Source organism: Xanthomonas sp. WHRI 7064 (assembly GCF_040202355.2).
Classification (GTDB): domain Bacteria; phylum Pseudomonadota; class Gammaproteobacteria; order Xanthomonadales; family Xanthomonadaceae; genus Xanthomonas; species Xanthomonas arboricola.
On sequence record NZ_CP167821.1, the window covers coordinates 2,997,134 to 3,014,658 of the forward strand.

17 protein-coding genes are annotated in these 17,525 nt (G+C 67.8%); 2 read left to right on the forward strand and 15 right to left on the reverse strand.

Annotation, left to right across the window (positions count from 1 at the left end):
* Positions 1-28: 28 nt before the first annotated feature.
* The gene (gene tpiA / locus ABQY74_RS12885; RefSeq protein ID WP_104573551.1) at positions 29-784 is read right to left on the reverse strand and encodes a triose-phosphate isomerase; all 756 of its coding nucleotides are present in this window, start codon (positions 782-784) and stop codon (positions 29-31) included.
* Positions 785-896: 112 nt separating this feature from the next.
* Between tpiA and ABQY74_RS12890 the strand changes: the two genes are divergently transcribed.
* Positions 897-1,697 carry an SDR family oxidoreductase gene (locus ABQY74_RS12890; protein ID WP_104573552.1) on the forward strand — a complete coding sequence of 267 codons (801 nt, stop codon included), beginning with the start codon at positions 897-899 and terminating at the stop codon, positions 1,695-1,697.
* A 284-nt stretch (positions 1,698-1,981) separates the two neighbouring features.
* Here ABQY74_RS12890 and ABQY74_RS12895 read toward each other — a convergent pair whose 3' ends face one another.
* From ABQY74_RS12895 to trpB, 10 genes are all read right to left on the reverse strand, one after another.
* A complete protein-coding gene (locus tag ABQY74_RS12895; protein WP_016902989.1) occupies positions 1,982-2,410 on the reverse strand; it encodes a group 1 truncated hemoglobin in 429 nt (142 codons plus the stop codon).
* A complete protein-coding gene (locus ABQY74_RS12900; RefSeq protein ID WP_181098267.1) occupies positions 2,410-3,282 on the reverse strand; it encodes a DUF3034 family protein in 873 nt (290 codons plus the stop codon). The genes ABQY74_RS12895 and ABQY74_RS12900 overlap by 1 nt, the downstream gene beginning before the upstream one ends.
* Positions 3,279-5,645 carry an EAL domain-containing protein gene (locus tag ABQY74_RS12905; RefSeq protein WP_349791704.1) on the reverse strand — a complete coding sequence of 789 codons (2,367 nt, stop codon included), beginning with the start codon at positions 5,643-5,645 and terminating at the stop codon, positions 3,279-3,281. The genes ABQY74_RS12900 and ABQY74_RS12905 overlap by 4 nt, the downstream gene beginning before the upstream one ends.
* Entirely contained in the window at positions 5,642-6,334 is a 693-nt protein-coding gene (locus ABQY74_RS12910) for a methylamine utilization protein (RefSeq protein ID WP_102253854.1), read from the reverse strand. The genes ABQY74_RS12905 and ABQY74_RS12910 overlap by 4 nt, the downstream gene beginning before the upstream one ends.
* 200 nt (positions 6,335-6,534) lie before the next feature.
* A complete protein-coding gene (locus ABQY74_RS12915; RefSeq protein WP_039816401.1) occupies positions 6,535-7,473 on the reverse strand; it encodes an isopenicillin N synthase family oxygenase in 939 nt (312 codons plus the stop codon).
* 124 nt (positions 7,474-7,597) lie between these two features.
* A complete protein-coding gene (gene glmM, locus ABQY74_RS12920) occupies positions 7,598-8,947 on the reverse strand; it encodes a phosphoglucosamine mutase (RefSeq protein WP_016902983.1) in 1,350 nt (449 codons plus the stop codon).
* An 82-nt stretch (positions 8,948-9,029) separates the two neighbouring features.
* Complete coding sequence (gene accD / locus ABQY74_RS12925) at positions 9,030-9,914, reverse strand: acetyl-CoA carboxylase, carboxyltransferase subunit beta (protein ID WP_016902982.1); 885 nt, start codon at positions 9,912-9,914, stop codon at positions 9,030-9,032.
* Between the two features lie 206 nt (positions 9,915-10,120).
* On the reverse strand, positions 10,121-10,927 hold the full coding sequence (trpA, locus tag ABQY74_RS12930; protein ID WP_039526476.1) for a tryptophan synthase subunit alpha: 807 nt from the start codon (positions 10,925-10,927) through the stop codon (positions 10,121-10,123).
* Between the two features lie 38 nt (positions 10,928-10,965).
* A complete protein-coding gene (locus tag ABQY74_RS12935) occupies positions 10,966-11,175 on the reverse strand; it encodes a hypothetical protein (protein ID WP_349791707.1) in 210 nt (69 codons plus the stop codon).
* Positions 11,175-12,392, reverse strand: a complete 1,218-nt coding sequence (gene trpB / locus ABQY74_RS12940) for a tryptophan synthase subunit beta (protein ID WP_039522203.1) — start codon at positions 12,390-12,392, stop codon at positions 11,175-11,177. The genes ABQY74_RS12935 and trpB overlap by 1 nt, the downstream gene beginning before the upstream one ends.
* A 106-nt stretch (positions 12,393-12,498) precedes the next feature.
* Between trpB and ABQY74_RS12945 the strand changes: the two genes are divergently transcribed.
* On the forward strand, positions 12,499-13,419 hold the full coding sequence (locus ABQY74_RS12945) for a LysR family transcriptional regulator (protein ID WP_104559449.1): 921 nt from the start codon (positions 12,499-12,501) through the stop codon (positions 13,417-13,419).
* Positions 13,420-13,552: 133 nt separating this feature from the next.
* On the opposite strand, the gene ABQY74_RS12950 is transcribed toward ABQY74_RS12945, so the two are convergent.
* From ABQY74_RS12950 to ABQY74_RS12965, 4 genes are read right to left on the reverse strand one after another with little or no spacing between them, the layout of a single operon-like run.
* On the reverse strand, positions 13,553-14,221 hold the full coding sequence (locus ABQY74_RS12950) for a phosphoribosylanthranilate isomerase (protein WP_016903693.1): 669 nt from the start codon (positions 14,219-14,221) through the stop codon (positions 13,553-13,555).
* Positions 14,218-14,991 (reverse strand): tRNA pseudouridine(38-40) synthase TruA, encoded by a 774-nt coding sequence (gene truA, locus ABQY74_RS12955; protein ID WP_349791709.1) that lies wholly within the window; start codon positions 14,989-14,991, stop codon positions 14,218-14,220. Before truA ends, ABQY74_RS12950 begins: the two co-directional genes overlap by 4 nt.
* A 38-nt stretch (positions 14,992-15,029) precedes the next feature.
* A complete protein-coding gene (locus ABQY74_RS12960; RefSeq protein WP_349791711.1) occupies positions 15,030-15,416 on the reverse strand; it encodes a VOC family protein in 387 nt (128 codons plus the stop codon).
* Entirely contained in the window at positions 15,413-17,389 is a 1,977-nt protein-coding gene (locus ABQY74_RS12965) for a FimV/HubP family polar landmark protein (protein WP_349791713.1), read from the reverse strand. Before ABQY74_RS12965 ends, ABQY74_RS12960 begins: the two co-directional genes overlap by 4 nt.
* Positions 17,390-17,525 lie beyond the last annotated feature (136 nt).

Below are 17,525 nucleotides of genomic sequence, written 5' to 3' on the forward strand. Positions count from 1 at the left end.
AATCCGTCCCCGGACAAAACTTAATGGGTTAACAAGCGGCCGCCGCACGCGCGATGGCCAGGAAATCCTCGGCGACCAGCGAGGCGCCTCCGACCAGCCCGCCATCGACGTCGGGCTGCGCAAACAGCTCGCTGGCGTTATCGGGCTTGACACTGCCCCCGTACAGGATGGGCAGAGAATCGGCGATTCTAGCATCCGCCTTCGCGACTTCGCCACGCAGGAACGCGTGCACCGCCTGCGCCTGCGCCGGGCTGGCGGTGCGGCCGGTGCCAATGGCCCAGATCGGCTCGTAAGCGAGTACGGCGCGGGCAAAGCCCGCGCTGCCCACCAGCGCCAGCACCGGCTCGAGCTGGGCGCGCAGCACCGCCTCGGTCTGGTCGGCCTCGCGCTGCTCCAGCGACTCGCCCACGCACAGTACCGGGATCAGGCCGGCATGCATGGCGGCGGCGAATTTATGCGCCACCAGCTCGCTGCTCTCACGATGGTACTGGCGCCGTTCGGAGTGGCCGACCAGCCCGTACTCGGCGCCGACGTCGACCAGCATCGTGGCCGAGACTTCCCCGGTGTAGGCGCCCTTCTCGTTACTGCTGACGTCCTGGGCACCGAAACACAGATGGTGTTCCTCGAAATCCTCGATCAGGTCGCCCAGGTAAGGCAGTGGCGGCAGGATGACGACATCGACACCCTCCAGGGGCATGTGCGCGGCGATCTGGGCCACCAGTTCGGTGGCGAAGGCGCGGCTGCCATGCAGCTTCCAATTTCCGGCAACGATCTTTCGACGCATCAGGCGCAGGTTCCTGAGTGGAAGACAGGCGACAGAATAGCCCATGCCCTGTCGGCAGCCGGCACACTTCTGTCCGTTGCCTGTCCTCCCCCTCCTCCACCAGGAACCTGCCATGTCCGTTTTGCCTGTCTTCGCGCTGGTCACCGGCGCCTCCAGCGGCATCGGCCGCGAGATTGCGCGTGCCTACGCAAGGCGTGGCGTGCCGCTGATCCTGACCGCGCGCCGGGTCGACCGGCTGCAGGCGCTGGCCGAGGAGTTGCGGCCCTTGGTACGGGTGGAAGTGGTGCCGGCCGATCTGGGCGATCCCGCCGCGGTCGAAGCATTGGTTGCGCAGATCCAGCGCAATGGCTGGACGGTGGGCACCCTGGTCAACAACGCCGGCTACGGCGTGCCGGGCCGCTATCTGCACAACGACTGGGCCACGCATGCACGCTTTCTGCAGGTGATGGTGAGCGCGGTGTGCGAACTGACCTGGCGGCTCTTGCCGATGATTCGCGCCAGCGGCCAGGGCCGCATCCTCAATGTGGCCTCGTTCGCCGCACTGACGCCGAGTGCCGACGGGCAGACGCTGTACGCAGCCAGCAAGAGCTTCCTGCTGCGCTTCAGCGAATCGCTGGCACTGGAGAACGCCGACTGCGCGGTCAAGGTCTGCGCGCTGTGTCCCGGCTTTGCCTGGTCGGAGTTTCACGATGTCACCGGCACCCGCGCGGCGATGTCCACCCTGCCCCGCTGGGCGTGGCTGCAGGCCGACGACGTGGCCGAGTACGGCATTGCCGCGCTGGAACGCGGCCAGGTACTGGCCGTGCCGGGCTGGCGCTATCGTCTGGTCAATGCGGTCTTGCGCGTGGTGCCGCATGCGCTCGCACTGCGCCTGATGGCGCGCGGATCGCAGCGGGTGCGTCCGTTGCAGTGAGGGGCGGCGGCGCATCGGCTGCCTGCAGCGTCTTGCCTGCGCAGCCACACACCCGTGACCGCGCGCCGCTTGCAACTGCCCGCTTGTCCGTTGCCATGGTCACCACCGGTACCGGCCGCGGCCTCCCTCCTGTCTGCAGCGCAGGGCGACTGGCAATACGTCGCGAGCGGACGTCGGATGCTGTGAACGGCGCCGCCCACAGCCGCAGCCCGTGGCTGGAAACATGGTGTTACGAGCAGCGACCACGCGCGCCCATCGCTGCGCGCGGTAGCGATGCGACAGCCTCAGTGATTGACAATTTCGCCGTGCATGGCCGCCAACCGCGCCAGCAGACGGTTCTGCGTGCGGCGCGGAATCTTGCGCTGATCCATCGCCCAGTTCAGATCCTCCACCAGCGCATTGAAGTCGCCTTCGCGAATGGCCAGGTGCGCGTGCGCCTGCTGCATCGACTTGGCGGTATCCGGGCACGGGCCGTCGGCGACATGGCAGAACTTCTGCACCAGGCGCTCGTTGAGCATCACGATGTTGACGCGCGCAAACTTGTCGACGATGCGTTGGTCGTCGGCGATGCGCGACAGCATGGTTTCCACCAGCGCTTCGATGCCGGCCTGCCCGCCGAGTTCGTCGTAGAGCGTGGGGCGCGGTTGCGTGGTGGCGCAGGCACTCATCAGCGCCAGCATGCACAGCAAGGGCCAACGCAGCCGTCGATTCATCAGAACGCCACCTGCAGGGAAAGATAGGGACCGCGTTGGTCGGTGAGCGTGGCGATATCGCCAAGCTCGGCCCAGGCCGCGGTCAGGGACACATGCTTGCTGGGAAACCAGGCCACGAATGCATCCGCCCAGGCCTGCTCGCGGGCGAAGCCGAGGTTATCGGGCTTGTCGCGATATTCCACGCCGACCACCCACGCCGGCGACAGCACGACGGCGGCGCTGGCTTCGCCAACCAGCCGATAGGCGTTGCGACGATCGCCGCCGAAACCGAGCAAGCCGGTCTGATTGGCGCGGGTCGCACGCAGCGTGCCGTTGAGCAGCAGTTGATAGCCGCCCGCGGCCTGCAGGAACAATCGGCTGGCGCTGACATAGACGTCGGTGCCGTGATCGTCGCGCGCGCCGATCGCCAGCGGCAGCGTGCCATTGCGCAGGCGTTTGTACTGCACGCCCACGCTGACCTGCGGCGCATGTCCGTAGACCAGATCGCCGTAGACCCGCAGCTTGGCGCCGAACACGTCCTGACCAAGCGCATTCCATGGCAGGCCCAGCCGATCCTGCAGGGTGCCCAGATCCAGCCGTTGCCGCGCCAGCGAAAGTTCCAGCCGGTTGCCGACCGTCAGCGCGGCACCCTGCACGTCGAGCCGGTAATCGCCGCTGTCCACATGCGTGGCGAACAGCACGCTGCCGAGTTCGTCGCGGGTGCCGTAGCCCGACAATGTGGCCCACGGCACGATGCCGCCACCGCTACTGCCTTCGATCATCGACACGCCACCGGTGGCGAGCAGGCGCCCGTCGCCGGCGATCGCCGACGCGGGCGCGCTGGCCAGCCCGGCCAGCGCCACCGACAGCAGCGCGCCCCGCCATTTGCTCATCGATGCACTCCTGCCTGCGCCACCGGCGCCAGATCGAGTTGCCGCATGCACCAGGCGACCAGCGGCACTTCTTCCAGTGGCGGCGAATACAGATAGCCCTGCACCATGTCGCAGCCATAACCGCGCAGCAGCCCCAGCGCGGTGGCGTTCTCCACGCCTTCGGCGATCACGCTCAAGCCCAGGTTGTGCCCCAGATCGATGGTGCTGCGCACGATGAACGCATCGTCGGTGCCCTCGGCCAGCTGCATGACAAAACTCTTGTCGATCTTCAATTCGTTCACCGGCATGCGCTTGAGTTGCGCCAACGAGGAATAACCGGTGCCAAAGTCGTCAATGGACAGGCGCACGCCGACGCTGCGCAGCTGATGCAGCATGTGCAGCGCCGATTCGACATCGCGCATCAGCGCGCTTTCGGTGAGTTCCAGCGTCACCGACTGCGCCGGCACCGCGTGATGTTCCAGACGGCCACGCACGTAATCCGGCAGGCCGGGGTCGGACAGATCCAGTGCGGAGAGATTGATCGCCATGCCCAGCTCCAGCCCCTGCCTGCGCCAGTGCGCCTGGCAGCGCAGCGCCTCGTCCAGCACGAAGCGGGTCAAGGGATGGATCACGCCGGAGTGCTCGGCCAGCGGAATGAATTCGTCCGGGCCGATCGCCCCGAGCACCGGATGCTGCCAGCGCACCAGCACCTCCACCTGTTCGACGCGATCGTTGCGCAGGCCGATCTTGGGCTGGAAGCGCAAGGTCAGCTCGTTGCCGCCGATGGCCTGGCGCAGATCGCCGGTCAGGCGCAGCCGGCGCAGATGCTGCTCGTCCTGGCCCAGGCGATACACGCTGGCGCCGACGGCGGTGACGTTGCCGCCCTGGCGACGTGCGATGTCCGCGCGCCGCAACAAGGTGTCCGGATCGGCGCCGTGTTCGGGAATCAGGGCGATGCCGATGCTGGCTTCCAGCTGGATACGCGCCTGCGGCAGCGCCAGCGGGCGGCGCAACTGCAGCAGCAAGCGCTGTGCATCCTGCTGCACGGTGGTGACATCGGTCTGCGCCACCACCACCATGAATTCGTCGCTGCCCAGCCGCCCGACGAGATTGGGTTCCTGGACCACGTCGGCAAGGCGGCGGCCTGCTTCGACCAGGACCTGGTCAGCGAAATCGTGGCCCAGGCTGTCGTTGAGTTCCTTGAAGCGCTCCAGATCCAGGATCAGCACCGCGGCCGTGCCGCCGGAGGCCACGGTCTGCTCCACCACATCCTTCAGCCGCTCCAGCAACCAGATGCGATTGGGCAGACCGGTTAGGGCATCGTGGCGCGCCTGATGCAGGATATGCTGCTCGCGACTGGCGATCTGCTGCTGCATGCGACCGAAGCTGTCGGCCAACTCGGCCAGTTCGCGCCCGGATGGCACCTCGACCGCGGTGTGGTAGTCGCCGCGCTGGATGCGCCGCGCTGCCTGTACCAGCTGCGCGACCGGCCTGCTGACGCTGCGCGCCAGGAAGATCGCCACACCCAGCGCCGCAGCCGTGGCCAGGCCCGCCAGCAGCAGAATGCGCAACTTAAGCACACGATAAGGCGCCACCGCGCGATCCAGCGAGGCCTGCAGCGCGACCCGCACATGGCTGTCGCCCTGGATCGACTGCAGTTTGACCAGGTAACGCGACTCGGCCAGCGTCAACGCGACCGCCGCGCCCTGCGCGCGTTCGGCAGTTGGCAACTGCTGCGCGAACTCGGCGCGCGCGGCCGGCTCCAGCGTGGACGCCAGCACCCGCACCGGCGGACCATCGGTGAAGAAGGTCGCATCCAGCCCGGTGGTGGAACGGAAATCCTGCGCGAGACCGTCGCCGGATTCGTTGCCGATCGCGATCCAGCCCACCCGGCTCGGTGCCAGTACCTGCACCACCGCCAGCCGCACGATGCGTCGGTCCAGTGCGACCACGCCCACCGCACGCCCATCGCGCTGCGCCTGCTGCAGCAGGGTCTGCACCGCGCGCAGCTGTTCGGCTTGCGGCAGATCGGCAAGCCCAGTCAAAAATTCGCCATCCGGCGCCAGCAGCAGTGCGGTCTGCGCCGACATGCGCGCAGCGTGGTTGCGCAATGCCGATTGCATGGTCGGCACATCGCCGCTGGCCACGGCCGCGCGGAAACCGAAATCGTCGGCCAGCACCGAGGCCGACTGCAGCAGTTGTTCGTCGCGGCGCAGATTGATGCGTTGCCAGACGCGCTCGCCGATCTGCAGCTCTTCGCCAAGTTGCGCCTTGACGCTGCGCTCGGTGGCGACCTGCACCGCGATGAAGGTCAACGCCTGCGTGGCGAGCACGACCAGCACCAGAAACGCCGCGATGCGGGTATGCAGGCGCATGGCCTTCATGGCTTGGGCTTCTGCGGGTCGGCGCGGCGGAACTTGTCCTGCAGCGCGCGCACCCGCGCATCCGGAGGTGCCACCGCCGGTGCGGGGCCGCTGGTCTGCAAGGTCACGCGCCGTTGCACGGCCTCGCGCGCAAGCGCCACCGGCTCGGCGAGTGCGGCGCCCTTGATGCGCGGATGCCAGACCCGCAAGGTGTAGTTGCCTGCCGGCGCGTCCAGCTGCACGCGACCGTCGCTGCCGGTCTTGCCGAAATACGGTGTGTCCACCACCACGATATAGCCCAGCATCCAGTCGTGGATATTGCAGCCCACCGTCACCAGCCCAGCCTGGTCAAAGCGCACCGGCGCGGCAGTGCTGCCCTGGAACAGCGGCAACTCGAACCGCTTTGCGGCAGAGAACGAATAGACCTGATGACGAATCTGGTCGTTGTTGGGAAACCGCACCAGGGTGCCGGTACGCACCGCCAGCACCGCCGGCACGAACTGCGAATTGACCTGGTCCATCTCGACGGTTCTGGGTGCGCCGCTGGCGGCCACCGGACGTGCCGGCTCCAGACTCACCACCGCATCGACCAACATGCCGTTGGCATCGACAACGGTGACGCTGAGCGGCGTCGCCAACGCACAGCTTGCGGCGCAGTACGCCAGCAACCCCGCAACCGGGCCGATCCGTTTGAACCACTGCGTCCGCATGCGCCCCCCAAGCCTAGTGCAATCGGCAGCGCACGCCAGGCGAATCCGACGTCGCGCTAGCGATCAGACTGGGTTATCGGCTGAGGTGAATGCAAGCTTTAACCAGCCGCCAGCAGAATTTTATGAATCAAACTGTGGCGGAGGTCATTGCCGATGCTGCGAGCGCAGCTGTTGGCTGCGCTATCGCGGCTGCGAACGGATTACTTCAGCTTGATCTCGCGCAGACGTTCTTCCAGAAAACCGTGCGCGGTAATCGGCTCGGGATAACGGCTCGGATTGTCGGCGGTGATGCACGAAGGCAGCACGTCGATGAGGAAATCCGGATTGGGGTGCAGGAAGAACGGCACCGAATAGCGCGGCTTGCGCGCCTGTTCGCCCGGCGGATTGACCACGCGATGGATGGTGGACGGATACACGTGGTTGGTCAGGCGCTGCAGCATGTCGCCGATGTTGACCACGATGGTGTCGGCGTCGGCAGTGAACGGCACCCACTCGCCATCGTTGGAGCGCACTTCCAGCCCGGCCGCGCTGGCACCCACCAGCAAGGTGATGAAATTGATGTCGCCGTGCGCACCGGCGCGCACGTTGGGGATGTCGTCGCTGGTGATCGGCGGGTAGTGGATCGGCCGCAGGATCGAGTTGCCGTTGTTGGTCTTGTCGACAAAGTAGTCCTGCGGCAGGCCGATATGCAGCGCCAATGCCGACAGCACGCGCGAGCCCAGGTGGTCCAGCTGCTGATACAGGCGATAGCCGCGCTCACGAAAGCCGGGGACCTCTTCGGGCCACAGGTTCGGCGCCATCACCGCGCGGTAAGGCGAATCGTCCGCAATCTCGCGACCGATATGCCAGAACTCCTTCAGATCGAAATGCTTGGAATCCTTGGCGGTCTCCACGCCGAACGCGGTGTAGCCGCGCGCACCGCCGCTGCCTTCCACGTGATAGCGACGCTTGACCTCTTCGGGCAGGGCGAAGAACGCCTTGAACACGTCATACGCCGCGTCGATGTCGGCCTGCGCGATGCCGTGGTTGCGGATGCCGGCAAAGCCCCACTGCCGATAGGCCGCGCCGAGCTCGGCGACGAAGGCGTCGCGGTCGCTGTCGAAACGGGTGATGTCCAGGGTCGGGATGCGGGCGCTCATACGGATATCTGCAGTTGAAGTCGGGAAGTCGAAAGGAAAGCCTGCCGCTCAGGACAGCAGGCGATACAACAGGTAGAACGTCGCGGCCTTGGCAAAGACCACGCACACACCAATGATCAGCGACTCACGCCGCGTCACGCACTGCTCCGGAGAGACGGTCGAGCGTGTCCTGCATCAGGCCGGCGTCGTCGGCTTCCACGGTCACGCGCACCACCGGCTCGGTGCCGGACGGACGCAAGAACGCGCGCCCACGGCCCTGCACGGCGGCCTGCGCCTGCTGCAGCGCCTGCTGCACGCCGGCCGCCTCCACGATCGCCTTGGCCGCCCCGCCTCCCAGCCGCACATTGACGGTCTTCTGCGGCACCTTGCTCAGGCTGCTCAGGGCCTCGCGCAGGCTCTGCCCGTCGCGCCCCAGCGCCTCGAGCACCTGCAGCGCACTGACGATGCCATCGCCGGTGGTGGCGCGATCCAGGCACAGCAGATGGCCGGAGGTCTCACCGCCCAGCGTGCCGCCGCCCTCGACCAGGGCCTGGTGCACGTAGCGGTCGCCGACCTTGGCGCGCTGGAACGGGATGTGCAATGTGGCCAGCGCCTGTTCCAGACCGTAGTTGGTCATCAAGGTGCCGACCACGGTGCCGGTGAGCCGGCCGCTGGCCTGCCAGGAGCGCGCGAGCACGTAGAGCAGATCGTCGCCATCGACCGGGTTGCCCTGGTCGTCGGCCATCAGCACGCGATCGCCATCGCCATCGAAGGCGATGCCGAGCTGCGCACCGCTCTCGCGCACCTTGGCGGCGAGGTTGTCGATATGGGTGGAGCCGACACCGGCATTGATATTGAGCCCGTCCGGTGCGGCACCGATGACGACCACGTCCGCACCCAGCTCGCGGAACAGCATCGGCGCGATGTGATAGGTCGCGCCATGCGCGCAGTCCAGCACCATCTTCAGGCCGTGCAGGGTGAACCCGCGCGCCACGCTGGCCTTGCAGAATTCGATGTAACGGCCGATCGCATCGCGAGTGCGGATCGCCTTGCCCAGGCGCTCCGATTCCACGGTGTGGAACGGCTCGTCCAGCGCGGCCTCGATCGCCGCTTCAGTGGCGTCGTCGAGCTTCTCGCCTTCGGCAGAAAAGAACTTGATGCCGTTGTCGTAATGCGGGTTGTGCGAGGCGCTGATCACCACGCCGGCGTCGGCACGCAGGGTGTTGGTCAGGAAGGCGATGGCCGGGGTCGGCATCGGGCCGATCAGCTGCACGTCGGCGCCGGCGGCGACCAGGCCGGCTTCCAACGCGGCTTCGAACATGTAGCCGGAGATCCGGGTGTCCTTGCCGATCAGCACCAGCGGGCGCTTGCTGCGGCCCTGGGTCAGCACCCGACCGAGCGCGTTGCCCAGCCGCAGCACGAAATCGGCCGAGATCACGCCCTGCCCGACCCGACCGCGGATGCCGTCGGTTCCAAAATACTTGCGACTGCTCATGCGTTGCGGTGTTCCTGCCTACGGGTGGACGCACGCGCAGCGGCGCGTGCGACGGTGTCGCGCATGCGCGCAACCACTGGCCTCATGCGGCCGCGTCCTGCGGATGCGGCTGGCGCATCATCATCGCGGTCAGATCGGCGATGCGGTCGCGCAGGTCGCGGCGGTCGCAGATCTGGTCGATGGCACCGTGGTCGAGCAGGAACTCCGAACGCTGGAAGCCTTCCGGCAAGGTCTCGCGCACGGTCTGCTCGATCACGCGCGGGCCGGCGAAGCCGATCAGGGCATGCGGCTCGGCGATATTGATATCGCCCAGCATCGCGAACGAGGCCGACACGCCACCGGTGGTGGGATGGGTCAGCACCGAGATGTACGGCAGGCCGGCTTCGCGCAGGCGACCGAGCGCGGCGGAGGTCTTGGCCATCTGCATCAGCGAGAACAGGCCCTCCTGCATGCGCGCCCCGCCGCTGGCGGAAAAGCACACGAACGGGCAGCCGACTTCCAGCGCCACTTCGGCCGCACGTGCGAAGCGCTCGCCGACCACCGAGCCCATCGAGCCGCCCATGAAGGCGAAGTCGAAGGCTGCGGCGACCAGCGGATTGCCCTTGAGCGTGCCGCGCATGGCGATCAGTGCGTCGTACTCGCCGCTGCTCTTCTGGCTGGCCTTGATGCGCTCGCCGTAGCGCTTCTGGTCCTTGAACTTGAGCACGTCGACCGGGCCCAGCTGGGCGGCGATCTCGGTGGTCGCGGTGTCGGGATCGAACAGCGAGTTCAGGCGCGCGCGCGCGCGGATCGCCATGTGGTGGTCGCACTTGGGACAGACCTCGAGGTTCTCCTCGAGCTCGGGGCCGTACAGCGCGCTGCCGCAGTTGCTGCACTTCTCCCACAGGCCCTCGGGGACGCTGCGCTTCTTGGCCGGGGTGTTCTCGGTGCGGATGCCGGAGGGCATCAATTTGCTGAGCCAGCTCATGCGTGTATGACAATCCATGCAGGGCGGCCATGTGGGCCGCAGAGGGGCGACAGTCTAACGCGCCGCAGGAAAGCCGAGGTAGCGCGGAGGCTAAATGCAGGGCCGGCGGGCCCGGCCCGTGCCTGCCGCGCGGGCGCTTAAAGGCCTGCGCACCAGTGGCGCGCAGGCCGCGCCGTCTCCCCCTGCAGGAGAACGCAGCGTTGGTTTCAGGCCTGGTCGAGCGCCTGGCGCAGTGGGGCCAGGAAGGCTTCGGCGCGTTCGCGGGCGCTGCGGACGTCGGTGGCTTCGGCCAGCGCGGCGACCAGGGCGCTGCCGACCACCACCCCTTCGGCGTCGACGGCCATCGCGGCGGCGCTGGCGGCGTCCTTGATGCCGAAGCCGGCCACCACCGGAGCGCCGGCACGCCGGCGCAGCTGGCGCAGGCGGTCGCTGGCGGCATGGGTGTCGAGCAGATTCGAGGCGCCGGTGACGCCGGCGAAGCTGACGTAATACAGATACCCCTGGGCACTGCTGCACAGCATGTCCAGGCGCTGCTCGCTGGTGGTCGGCGAGGCCAGCGCGATCAGTGCCAGGCCGACCTCGGTGAAGATGGCGCGGGTCTCGGCCGCCTCTTCGGGCGGAAGATCGACCAGGAGCAGGCCATCCACACCGGCAGCGACGGCGGCTTCGGCGAAGCGCCGGGTGCCGTGGATCTCGATCGGGTTGAGGTAGCCCATCAACACCACCGGTGTGGTGGCGTCTTCGCGGCGGAATTCGTGCACCGCTTCCAGCACGTAGGCCAGGCCGGCACCACGGCCCAGCGCGCGCTCGGAGCTGCGCTGGATGGTGGGGCCGTCGGCCATCGGGTCGGAAAACGGCACGCCCAGTTCGATGACGTCGGCACCGGCACGCACCAGCGCGTGCATGACCGGCACGGTGGCTTCCAGCGACGGGTCGCCGGCGGTGATGAAGGGGATGAGCGCCTTGCGGCCATCGGCGCGCAGGCGCTGGAAAGTTTCGTCGATACGACGCATTGAAAGACCTTGCAAAAGTTAGAGGCGGTGCGACCGCTTCAATGGATGTCCTGGTACATGGCAGGCGGCAGTTCGGCCAATGCCTGGGCCTCGACCTCGAGGTTGAAACTGTCCAGGCAGCAGCCGCAGCCACTGTTTTCCGAGCAGCTGCGGATCTGCGGCGCCCAGCGGTCGAGCCAGGCGAACAGCAGCTCCTGCTCAACCGGTTGGTCGGCCAGCGCGGTCACGGTGACGCGCCGCAGTGGCATCAGACCTGCACGCCTTCGCGCGCAGCGATGGTGTGCACGTCCTTGTCGCCGCGGCCGGACAGGTTGCACAGGATCAACGCGTCCTTGGGCATCTCCCGCGCGAGCTTGATCGACTGCGCCACCGCGTGGCTGGATTCGAGCGCGGCCAGGATACCTTCGGTATGCGCCAGCAGATGGAAGGCGGCCATCGCTTCGTCGTCGGTGATGCCCTGGTAGACCGCGCGGCCGCTGTCGGACAGGAACGAATGCTCCGGGCCCACGCCCGGGTAATCCAGGCCGGCGGAGATCGAATGGGTTTCGGTGATCTGGCCGTCGTCGTCGCAGATCACATAGGTGCGGTTGCCATGCAGCACACCGGGGCGCCCGGCCGCGATCGACGCCGCATGACGGCCGCTGGCGATGCCGTCCCCGGCCGCTTCGGCACCGTAGATCTTGACGCCCGGGTCGTTGAGGAAGGCATGGAACAGGCCGATCGCATTGCTACCGCCGCCGACGCAGGCGCTGATCGCATCCGGCAGGCGGCCGAAGTCTTCCAGCATCTGCACGCGCGCTTCGCGGCCGACAATCGCATTGAAGTCACGCACCATGCGCGGATACGGATCCGGGCCGGCCACGGTGCCGATGATGTAGAAGGTGTCCTGCACGTTGGTGACCCAGTCGCGCATCGCCTCGTTGAGCGCGTCCTTGAGCGTGGCCGAGCCGGAGGTCACCGGGATCACCGTGGCACCGAGCAGTTTCATGCGGTAGACGTTGATCTTCTGCCGCTCGATGTCGGTGGCACCCATGTAGACCACGCACTCCAGGCCCAGCCGCGCGGCGACCGTGGCGCTGGCCACGCCATGCTGGCCGGCGCCGGTCTCGGCGATGATGCGGGTCTTGCCCATGCGGCTGGCCAGCAGGGCCTGGCCGATGGTGTTGTTGATCTTGTGCGCGCCGGTGTGGTTCAGGTCCTCGCGCTTGAGCAGGATCTGCGCGCCGCCCACTTCGCGGCTCAGGCGCTCGGCGTGGTAGATCGGGCTGGGCCGGCCGACGTAATGCTTGAGGTCCTTGTCGTACTCGGCAATGAAGGCCGGATCCTGGCGCGCCTGGTCGTAGGCGGCAGCCAGTTCCTGCAACGGGCCGATCAAGGTCTCGGCGACGAACCGGCCACCAAACTTGCCGAAGTGGCCGGCAGCGTCCGGATAGGCGTGAAAGTCACTGATGGGCTGGGCCGACATGGGAATCCTCTGCAGCGATGCGGTCATACAAGAAGCATTACTGTAGCGCAGCCACGGCGCGCGATAAATCGATAAGATTGCCGCAACCTGTGACCTGGACTCACATATGAGCATCCTGCTTCCACCGCTGGCAGCGCTACGCGCGTTCGAATCCGCCGCGCGTCTGCAGAGCGTCAGCCGGGCCGCGCAGGAGTTGCACGTGACCCATGGCGCCATCAGCCGGCACGTGCGCTCGCTGGAACAGGCCCTGGGCGCGGCGCTGTTCACCCGCCAGGGCCGTGGCCTGGTGCTGACGCCTGCCGGCGCCCGGCTGCGTGATGCGACCGGTGAGGGCTTTGCGCTGATCGGCGACACCTGGGCGGCATTGCGGCGCCCCACTAGCGAGGCGCCGCTGGTACTGGGCTGCTCGGGCAGCCTGCTCGCGCGCTGGGTCATCCCGCGGCTGGGCCGGCTGCAGCGGGATCTGCCGCAGGTGCGCCTGCACCTGTCGGCCAACGAGCAGGCGCCCGGCCCGGATCTGGACGGGCTAGATGCGGCACTGCTGCTGGACACCCCGCCCTGGCCGGGCGACTGGCAGGTGCACGAGCTGGGGGTGGAGTGGATCGGTCCGGTGCTGAGTCCGCAGCTCGCATCGGCGACACAGCTCGCTGGCAGAGCGCCTGCCGCCCTGCTCGATCACGCCTTGCTGCACACCCGCTCGCGCCCGCAGGCCTGGCCGGAATGGGCACAAAGCCACGGCGTGGCAGCCGAAGCGCTGCGCTTCGGCACCGAATTCGAACATCTGGTCTACCTGCTGGAAGCCGCCGCCGCCGGCCTGGGCGTGGCGATCGCACCGCAACCGCTGGTTGCCGCGGACCTGGCCGCCGGACGCCTGCTGGCGCCCTGGGGCTTCACGCCAACCCGCGGCCGCTGGGTGCTGTGCGCCGCAAGGCGCAACCCGGACCCGCGCATCGACCAGCTCGCCGGCTGGTTGCGCAGCGCACTTTCAGAAGATCAGCAGCGCACCACGGATGCCGCAAGCGTCTGATTGGAACGCTCAGTGATGGGCGAAACAGCGACCGAACAATCGATCATCAGAGAAGCGAAAGATCTAGGGCAATCAAAACAACGAAGCAGACTGCCTACTCCGATTCCCGATTCCCGAATCCCGAATCCCCAACTCACCCCATCTCGTGACAATCGGCCCGGCGCACTTCTTCGACGAACTTGCGCATCATGTGGCCGTCCTTGATGCCGGGCGCCAGCTCCACGCCGCTGGACACGTCCACACCCCAGGGCAGCGTTGCCACGATCGCATCGAACACGTTGTCGGCGGTGATGCCGCCGGCCAGGAGAAATGGGCGATGCAGGCCGGTCGGCAGGCGCGACCAATCGAAGGTCTTGCCGGTACCGCCGCCTGCACCGGGCGCATGGCTGTCGAACAGGAAACCGGCGGTATTGGGGAAAGCGAGCTGCAAGGTTCGCGCGTTGGCGTCCTCGCCATTCATCCCGCCGCTGCCCATCGGCACCGCCTTCAGATACGGCAGGTTGAAGCTGCGGCAGAACGCGTCGTCTTCCTCGCCATGGAACTGCAACAAGGTCGGACGTACGGTGCGCACCACCTCACGCACTTCTTCCTTGGAGTTGTTGCGGAACAGCGCCACCACATCGACCATCGGCGCAGTGGCCTGGCGCATCGCGCGGGCTTCGGCCGGCGCCACGCGGCGCGGGCTGCCATGCGCAAAGATGAAACCTACCGCGTCCACACCCAGCTCGCCGGCCAGTCGAATATCACCGGCGCGGGTCATGCCACAGAACTTGATACGGGTGCGGTACAGCGATCGATTCATTGGGTTACCTCAGCGGGCAGATGCCACTCTGCGGGATACAGCGGCCCGACGAAGACCAGGCCTTGTGGCGGCGCTGTCGGCCCGGCCGCCGTGCGGTCGCGGCCGGCCAGCAACGTCGCGATCCAGTCGCCCGGTTGTTCCCCGGTTCCGATCAGGATCAGCGAGCCAACAATATTCCGCACCATGTGATGAAGGAATGCATTGGCCTGGACCTGCACCTCCACCACCTCGCCGATGCGTTGCACGCTGATGGACTGCAGGTTGCGGCGTGCATGCAGGGCCTGGCACTGCACACTGCGAAATGCGCTGAAGTCGTTCTCGCCCAGCAAGGCCTGCGCGGCTGCGTGCATGGCATCGGCATCCAGCGGGCGCCGCTCCCAGCTCAAGGTCTGGCGATACAGCGCCGGGCGTATCTGCCGATTGAGCAGGCGATACCGGTAGCGGCGTGCGCGTGCGGAAAACCGCGCATGGAAGTCGACGGCGGCCGGCACGCACCAGCGCACCGCGATCGAGGGCGGCAGGCGCGCGGTGGTGCCCAGCATCCAGCCACGCGGCTCGCGGCGCGCATCGCTGTCGAAATGCACCACCTGGCATTCGCCATGCACGCCGGCATCGGTGCGGCCTGCGCACACCACCTGCACCGGGGCATCGGCCACCGAGGACAGCGCCGCCTGCAGGCTGGCCTGTACGCTCGGCCCGCCATGTTCGCCCAACTGCTGCCAGCCCTGAAACTCGCTGCCGTCGTACTCCACGCCCAGCGCGTAACGCATCGGAACCTGCCTGTTATCGAATCGATGGAGCGCGTGGACTAGCCGACCGCGCGCTCGGACCACACTGCCAGCGTGTTACCGCCCGGCTCGCGGAAATGAAAGCGGCTGCCGCCGGGAAAGCCGAACACCGGCTTGACGATCTCGCCACCGGCGGCAAGGATCTGCTCGGCCATGGGGTCCAACTCGTCGGCATACAGCACGACCAGTGGGCCAGCGTCTGCCGGCGCTACCGCGGTGGCGCGATAGAAACCGCCGTCCAGACGACCGTCGTTGAAGGCCAGATAATCCGGACCATAGGCCTGAAACTGCCAGTCGAACACGGCTTCGAAAAAGGCGCGGCTGGCCTCCAGATCGAGCGAGGCGAATTCCACGTAATCGATGCGGCGCTCGCGTGCGGCGGCCATGCTGTCCAGCGCCGGGCTCATGCCAGGCGTTCCAGCATCTCGGCGGCCTCGGCGCGGCTGGCCTCGTCGCCGGTTGCCGCGACTTCCAGCAACAGGCCGCGCGCGGTGTCCCTGTCGCCAAGGTCCATGTAGGCCACGGCCAGCTCCAGACGATCGCGCCCTGCCGAGACGAATTCCCTGCTGTTCACCGCGCTGGGCGCAGCGGCAGGCGCGATGGGTGCCGGATCGACATCCAGGCGGTCCTGCGTGGCGACCGACGCGGACGGCACGCCCGGCGGCAGATCATTGCTGGCATGCGCAACGTCACCGTACGGCAGCTGGCCGTCTTCCGGCTGCGCGTGCGAGGACCTTGGCGGCTCCGGCACCGCGTCCTCAGGCGCGACGAACGCCGGTTGCTCTACCGGAGGCGCTGGCGGCGTTGCGCGCAGCGAGCGCCAGTCCTCGCTGGTGACCACCGGCGGCGCGGCGGCAGGCTCGGACAACAGCGGCTCGCGGCGCAGCACATCGGACAGCGGTTGCTGCGTCTGGTAGGCGCGTTCTTCTTCCCGCAGATCGGCCTGCTCGAATTCGGGGTCGTGCAGCACATCGTGCTCGCTGGGCACGGTGGCCTGCGCATCGTCCTGCGGTTCGGCGGCGTCTGCCGCGGCACCGACCGGCACGAAATCGAACTGACGCCGCGGCAACGGCGGCAGCGGCGAGGGTTTGCGCCGGCGCGCCGCCAGCCAGGCGACGACCGCCGCGACGATCAACACCAGGCCACCGATCAGCCACAGCGGGAACCCGCTGCCCTGCTGTGCCGCAGCCGGCGTCTCCGACAGCCGCTTCTGCGCGGCCGCCAGGTCGGTGTCCTTCATGGCGATCAAGGCCTGCTGTTGCTGCTTGAGCTTTTCCAGATCGGCCACGCGGGTGCGCAGATCCTGCAATTCCGCATCGCGGGTGGCGATGTCTTCCCTGGCCTGTTGCAACTGTTGGTTGGCCGCCATGTCGCCCTCGCCTTCGGCACTGGTGCCGGACGTGGCGCCGGCGGTGTTGGTCTGACTCGCCACTGCAGGGGCAATCTCGAGCCGCGCGCCGGCACCTGCCGAGGCCGCCGCTACGGCAGGCGTGGGCGCTGCAGCGGCAGCGGCAGCACCGGCCTCGGCCGGCTGCGGCATCGCCGAGCGCGCCTGACGCCACTGCACGGCCTGCTCGCGCACCATCACCGCCGCCTCGGCTGCGCCGACCTGCGCCAGCGCATCCTCCTGCGGGGTGCGCAGCACTGCGCCCTGCTTCAATCGATTGATGTTGCCGCCGATGAAGGCGTCCGGGTTGGTACGCAGCAGCGCCAGCATGGTCTGGTCGAGCGAATGCCCGCTGGAACGGGCCACCGCGGCAGCGATCTCCGACAAGGTCTGGCCCGAGCGCACCGTCGGCAACGCATCGCCGGCCGGCACCGGCGCGGCAGCGCGCGTGCTGGAACGCGTGCCGGGCGCCGCCGCGTCGGCGGCCTGTCCGGCGCGTTCGGCGGCGGTTGCGGGCGCGGCGGCCGGCGCGCGTGCGATGGCATTGCTGGCCCCGGCGCGCGGCGCCTCGATGCCTGGCTCGGCGATCGCCGCGGCGGTGTTGGGCGCATCGACCAATGCGGAATACTCGCGCACCAGCCGGCCCTGGCCCCACTCCACCTCGATCAGGAAGTTGATCGCCGGCTGCTCCACTGCCTGGCTGCTGGTCACGCGGATCACCGCACGCCCGCGCGCGTCCTGCGCGAACTGGAACTGCAGGTTGCTGACCAGGCCCTGCGGGCGCTCCAGGCCGACCCGTGCAAACGTGGTGGCCGATGCCAGCGCCACGCGTGCGTTGTCGAGTTCGCCCGGCTCATTGGAGATGACCGGAATCTCGGCCACCAACGGCTGCCCGGGCCTGGACAGCACCCGGATATCGCCCAAGCCCAACGCCATGGCAGCGCCGCTGCAGGCCATCAGCAGCAGCGCACCTATCCCTTGTATCGGACGCATCGCGCCCCCGCCCCTATGTTTCATGGGCATCAATATAGCCGCTGCATGAGCGAAAAAGTCGGCGACCCGCCGCAGAGCGCAGATGCCGCCGCGATGCCGCGATGCGACATCCATGCTGCAGGCCATCGACAGTGCA

Coding starts and splice junctions, on each gene's coding strand:
- tpiA (WP_104573551.1), bottom strand. CDS start 784: ATGCGTCGAAAGATCGTTGCCGGAAATTGGAAGCTGCATGGCAGCCGC.
- ABQY74_RS12890 (WP_104573552.1), top strand. CDS start 897: ATGTCCGTTTTGCCTGTCTTCGCGCTGGTCACCGGCGCCTCCAGCGGC.
- ABQY74_RS12895 (WP_016902989.1), bottom strand. CDS start 2,410: ATGAATCGACGGCTGCGTTGGCCCTTGCTGTGCATGCTGGCGCTGATG.
- ABQY74_RS12900 (WP_181098267.1), bottom strand. CDS start 3,282: ATGAGCAAATGGCGGGGCGCGCTGCTGTCGGTGGCGCTGGCCGGGCTG.
- ABQY74_RS12905 (WP_349791704.1), bottom strand. CDS start 5,645: ATGAAGGCCATGCGCCTGCATACCCGCATCGCGGCGTTTCTGGTGCTG.
- ABQY74_RS12910 (WP_102253854.1), bottom strand. CDS start 6,334: ATGCGGACGCAGTGGTTCAAACGGATCGGCCCGGTTGCGGGGTTGCTG.
- ABQY74_RS12915 (WP_039816401.1), bottom strand. CDS start 7,473: ATGAGCGCCCGCATCCCGACCCTGGACATCACCCGTTTCGACAGCGAC.
- glmM (WP_016902983.1), bottom strand. CDS start 8,947: ATGAGCAGTCGCAAGTATTTTGGAACCGACGGCATCCGCGGTCGGGTC.
- accD (WP_016902982.1), bottom strand. CDS start 9,914: ATGAGCTGGCTCAGCAAATTGATGCCCTCCGGCATCCGCACCGAGAAC.
- trpA (WP_039526476.1), bottom strand. CDS start 10,927: ATGCGTCGTATCGACGAAACTTTCCAGCGCCTGCGCGCCGATGGCCGC.
- ABQY74_RS12935 (WP_349791707.1), bottom strand. CDS start 11,175: ATGCCACTGCGGCGCGTCACCGTGACCGCGCTGGCCGACCAACCGGTT.
- trpB (WP_039522203.1), bottom strand. CDS start 12,392: ATGTCGGCCCAGCCCATCAGTGACTTTCACGCCTATCCGGACGCTGCC.
- ABQY74_RS12945 (WP_104559449.1), top strand. CDS start 12,499: ATGAGCATCCTGCTTCCACCGCTGGCAGCGCTACGCGCGTTCGAATCC.
- ABQY74_RS12950 (WP_016903693.1), bottom strand. CDS start 14,221: ATGAATCGATCGCTGTACCGCACCCGTATCAAGTTCTGTGGCATGACC.
- truA (WP_349791709.1), bottom strand. CDS start 14,991: ATGCGTTACGCGCTGGGCGTGGAGTACGACGGCAGCGAGTTTCAGGGC.
- ABQY74_RS12960 (WP_349791711.1), bottom strand. CDS start 15,416: ATGAGCCCGGCGCTGGACAGCATGGCCGCCGCACGCGAGCGCCGCATC.
- ABQY74_RS12965 (WP_349791713.1), bottom strand. CDS start 17,389: ATGCGTCCGATACAAGGGATAGGTGCGCTGCTGCTGATGGCCTGCAGC.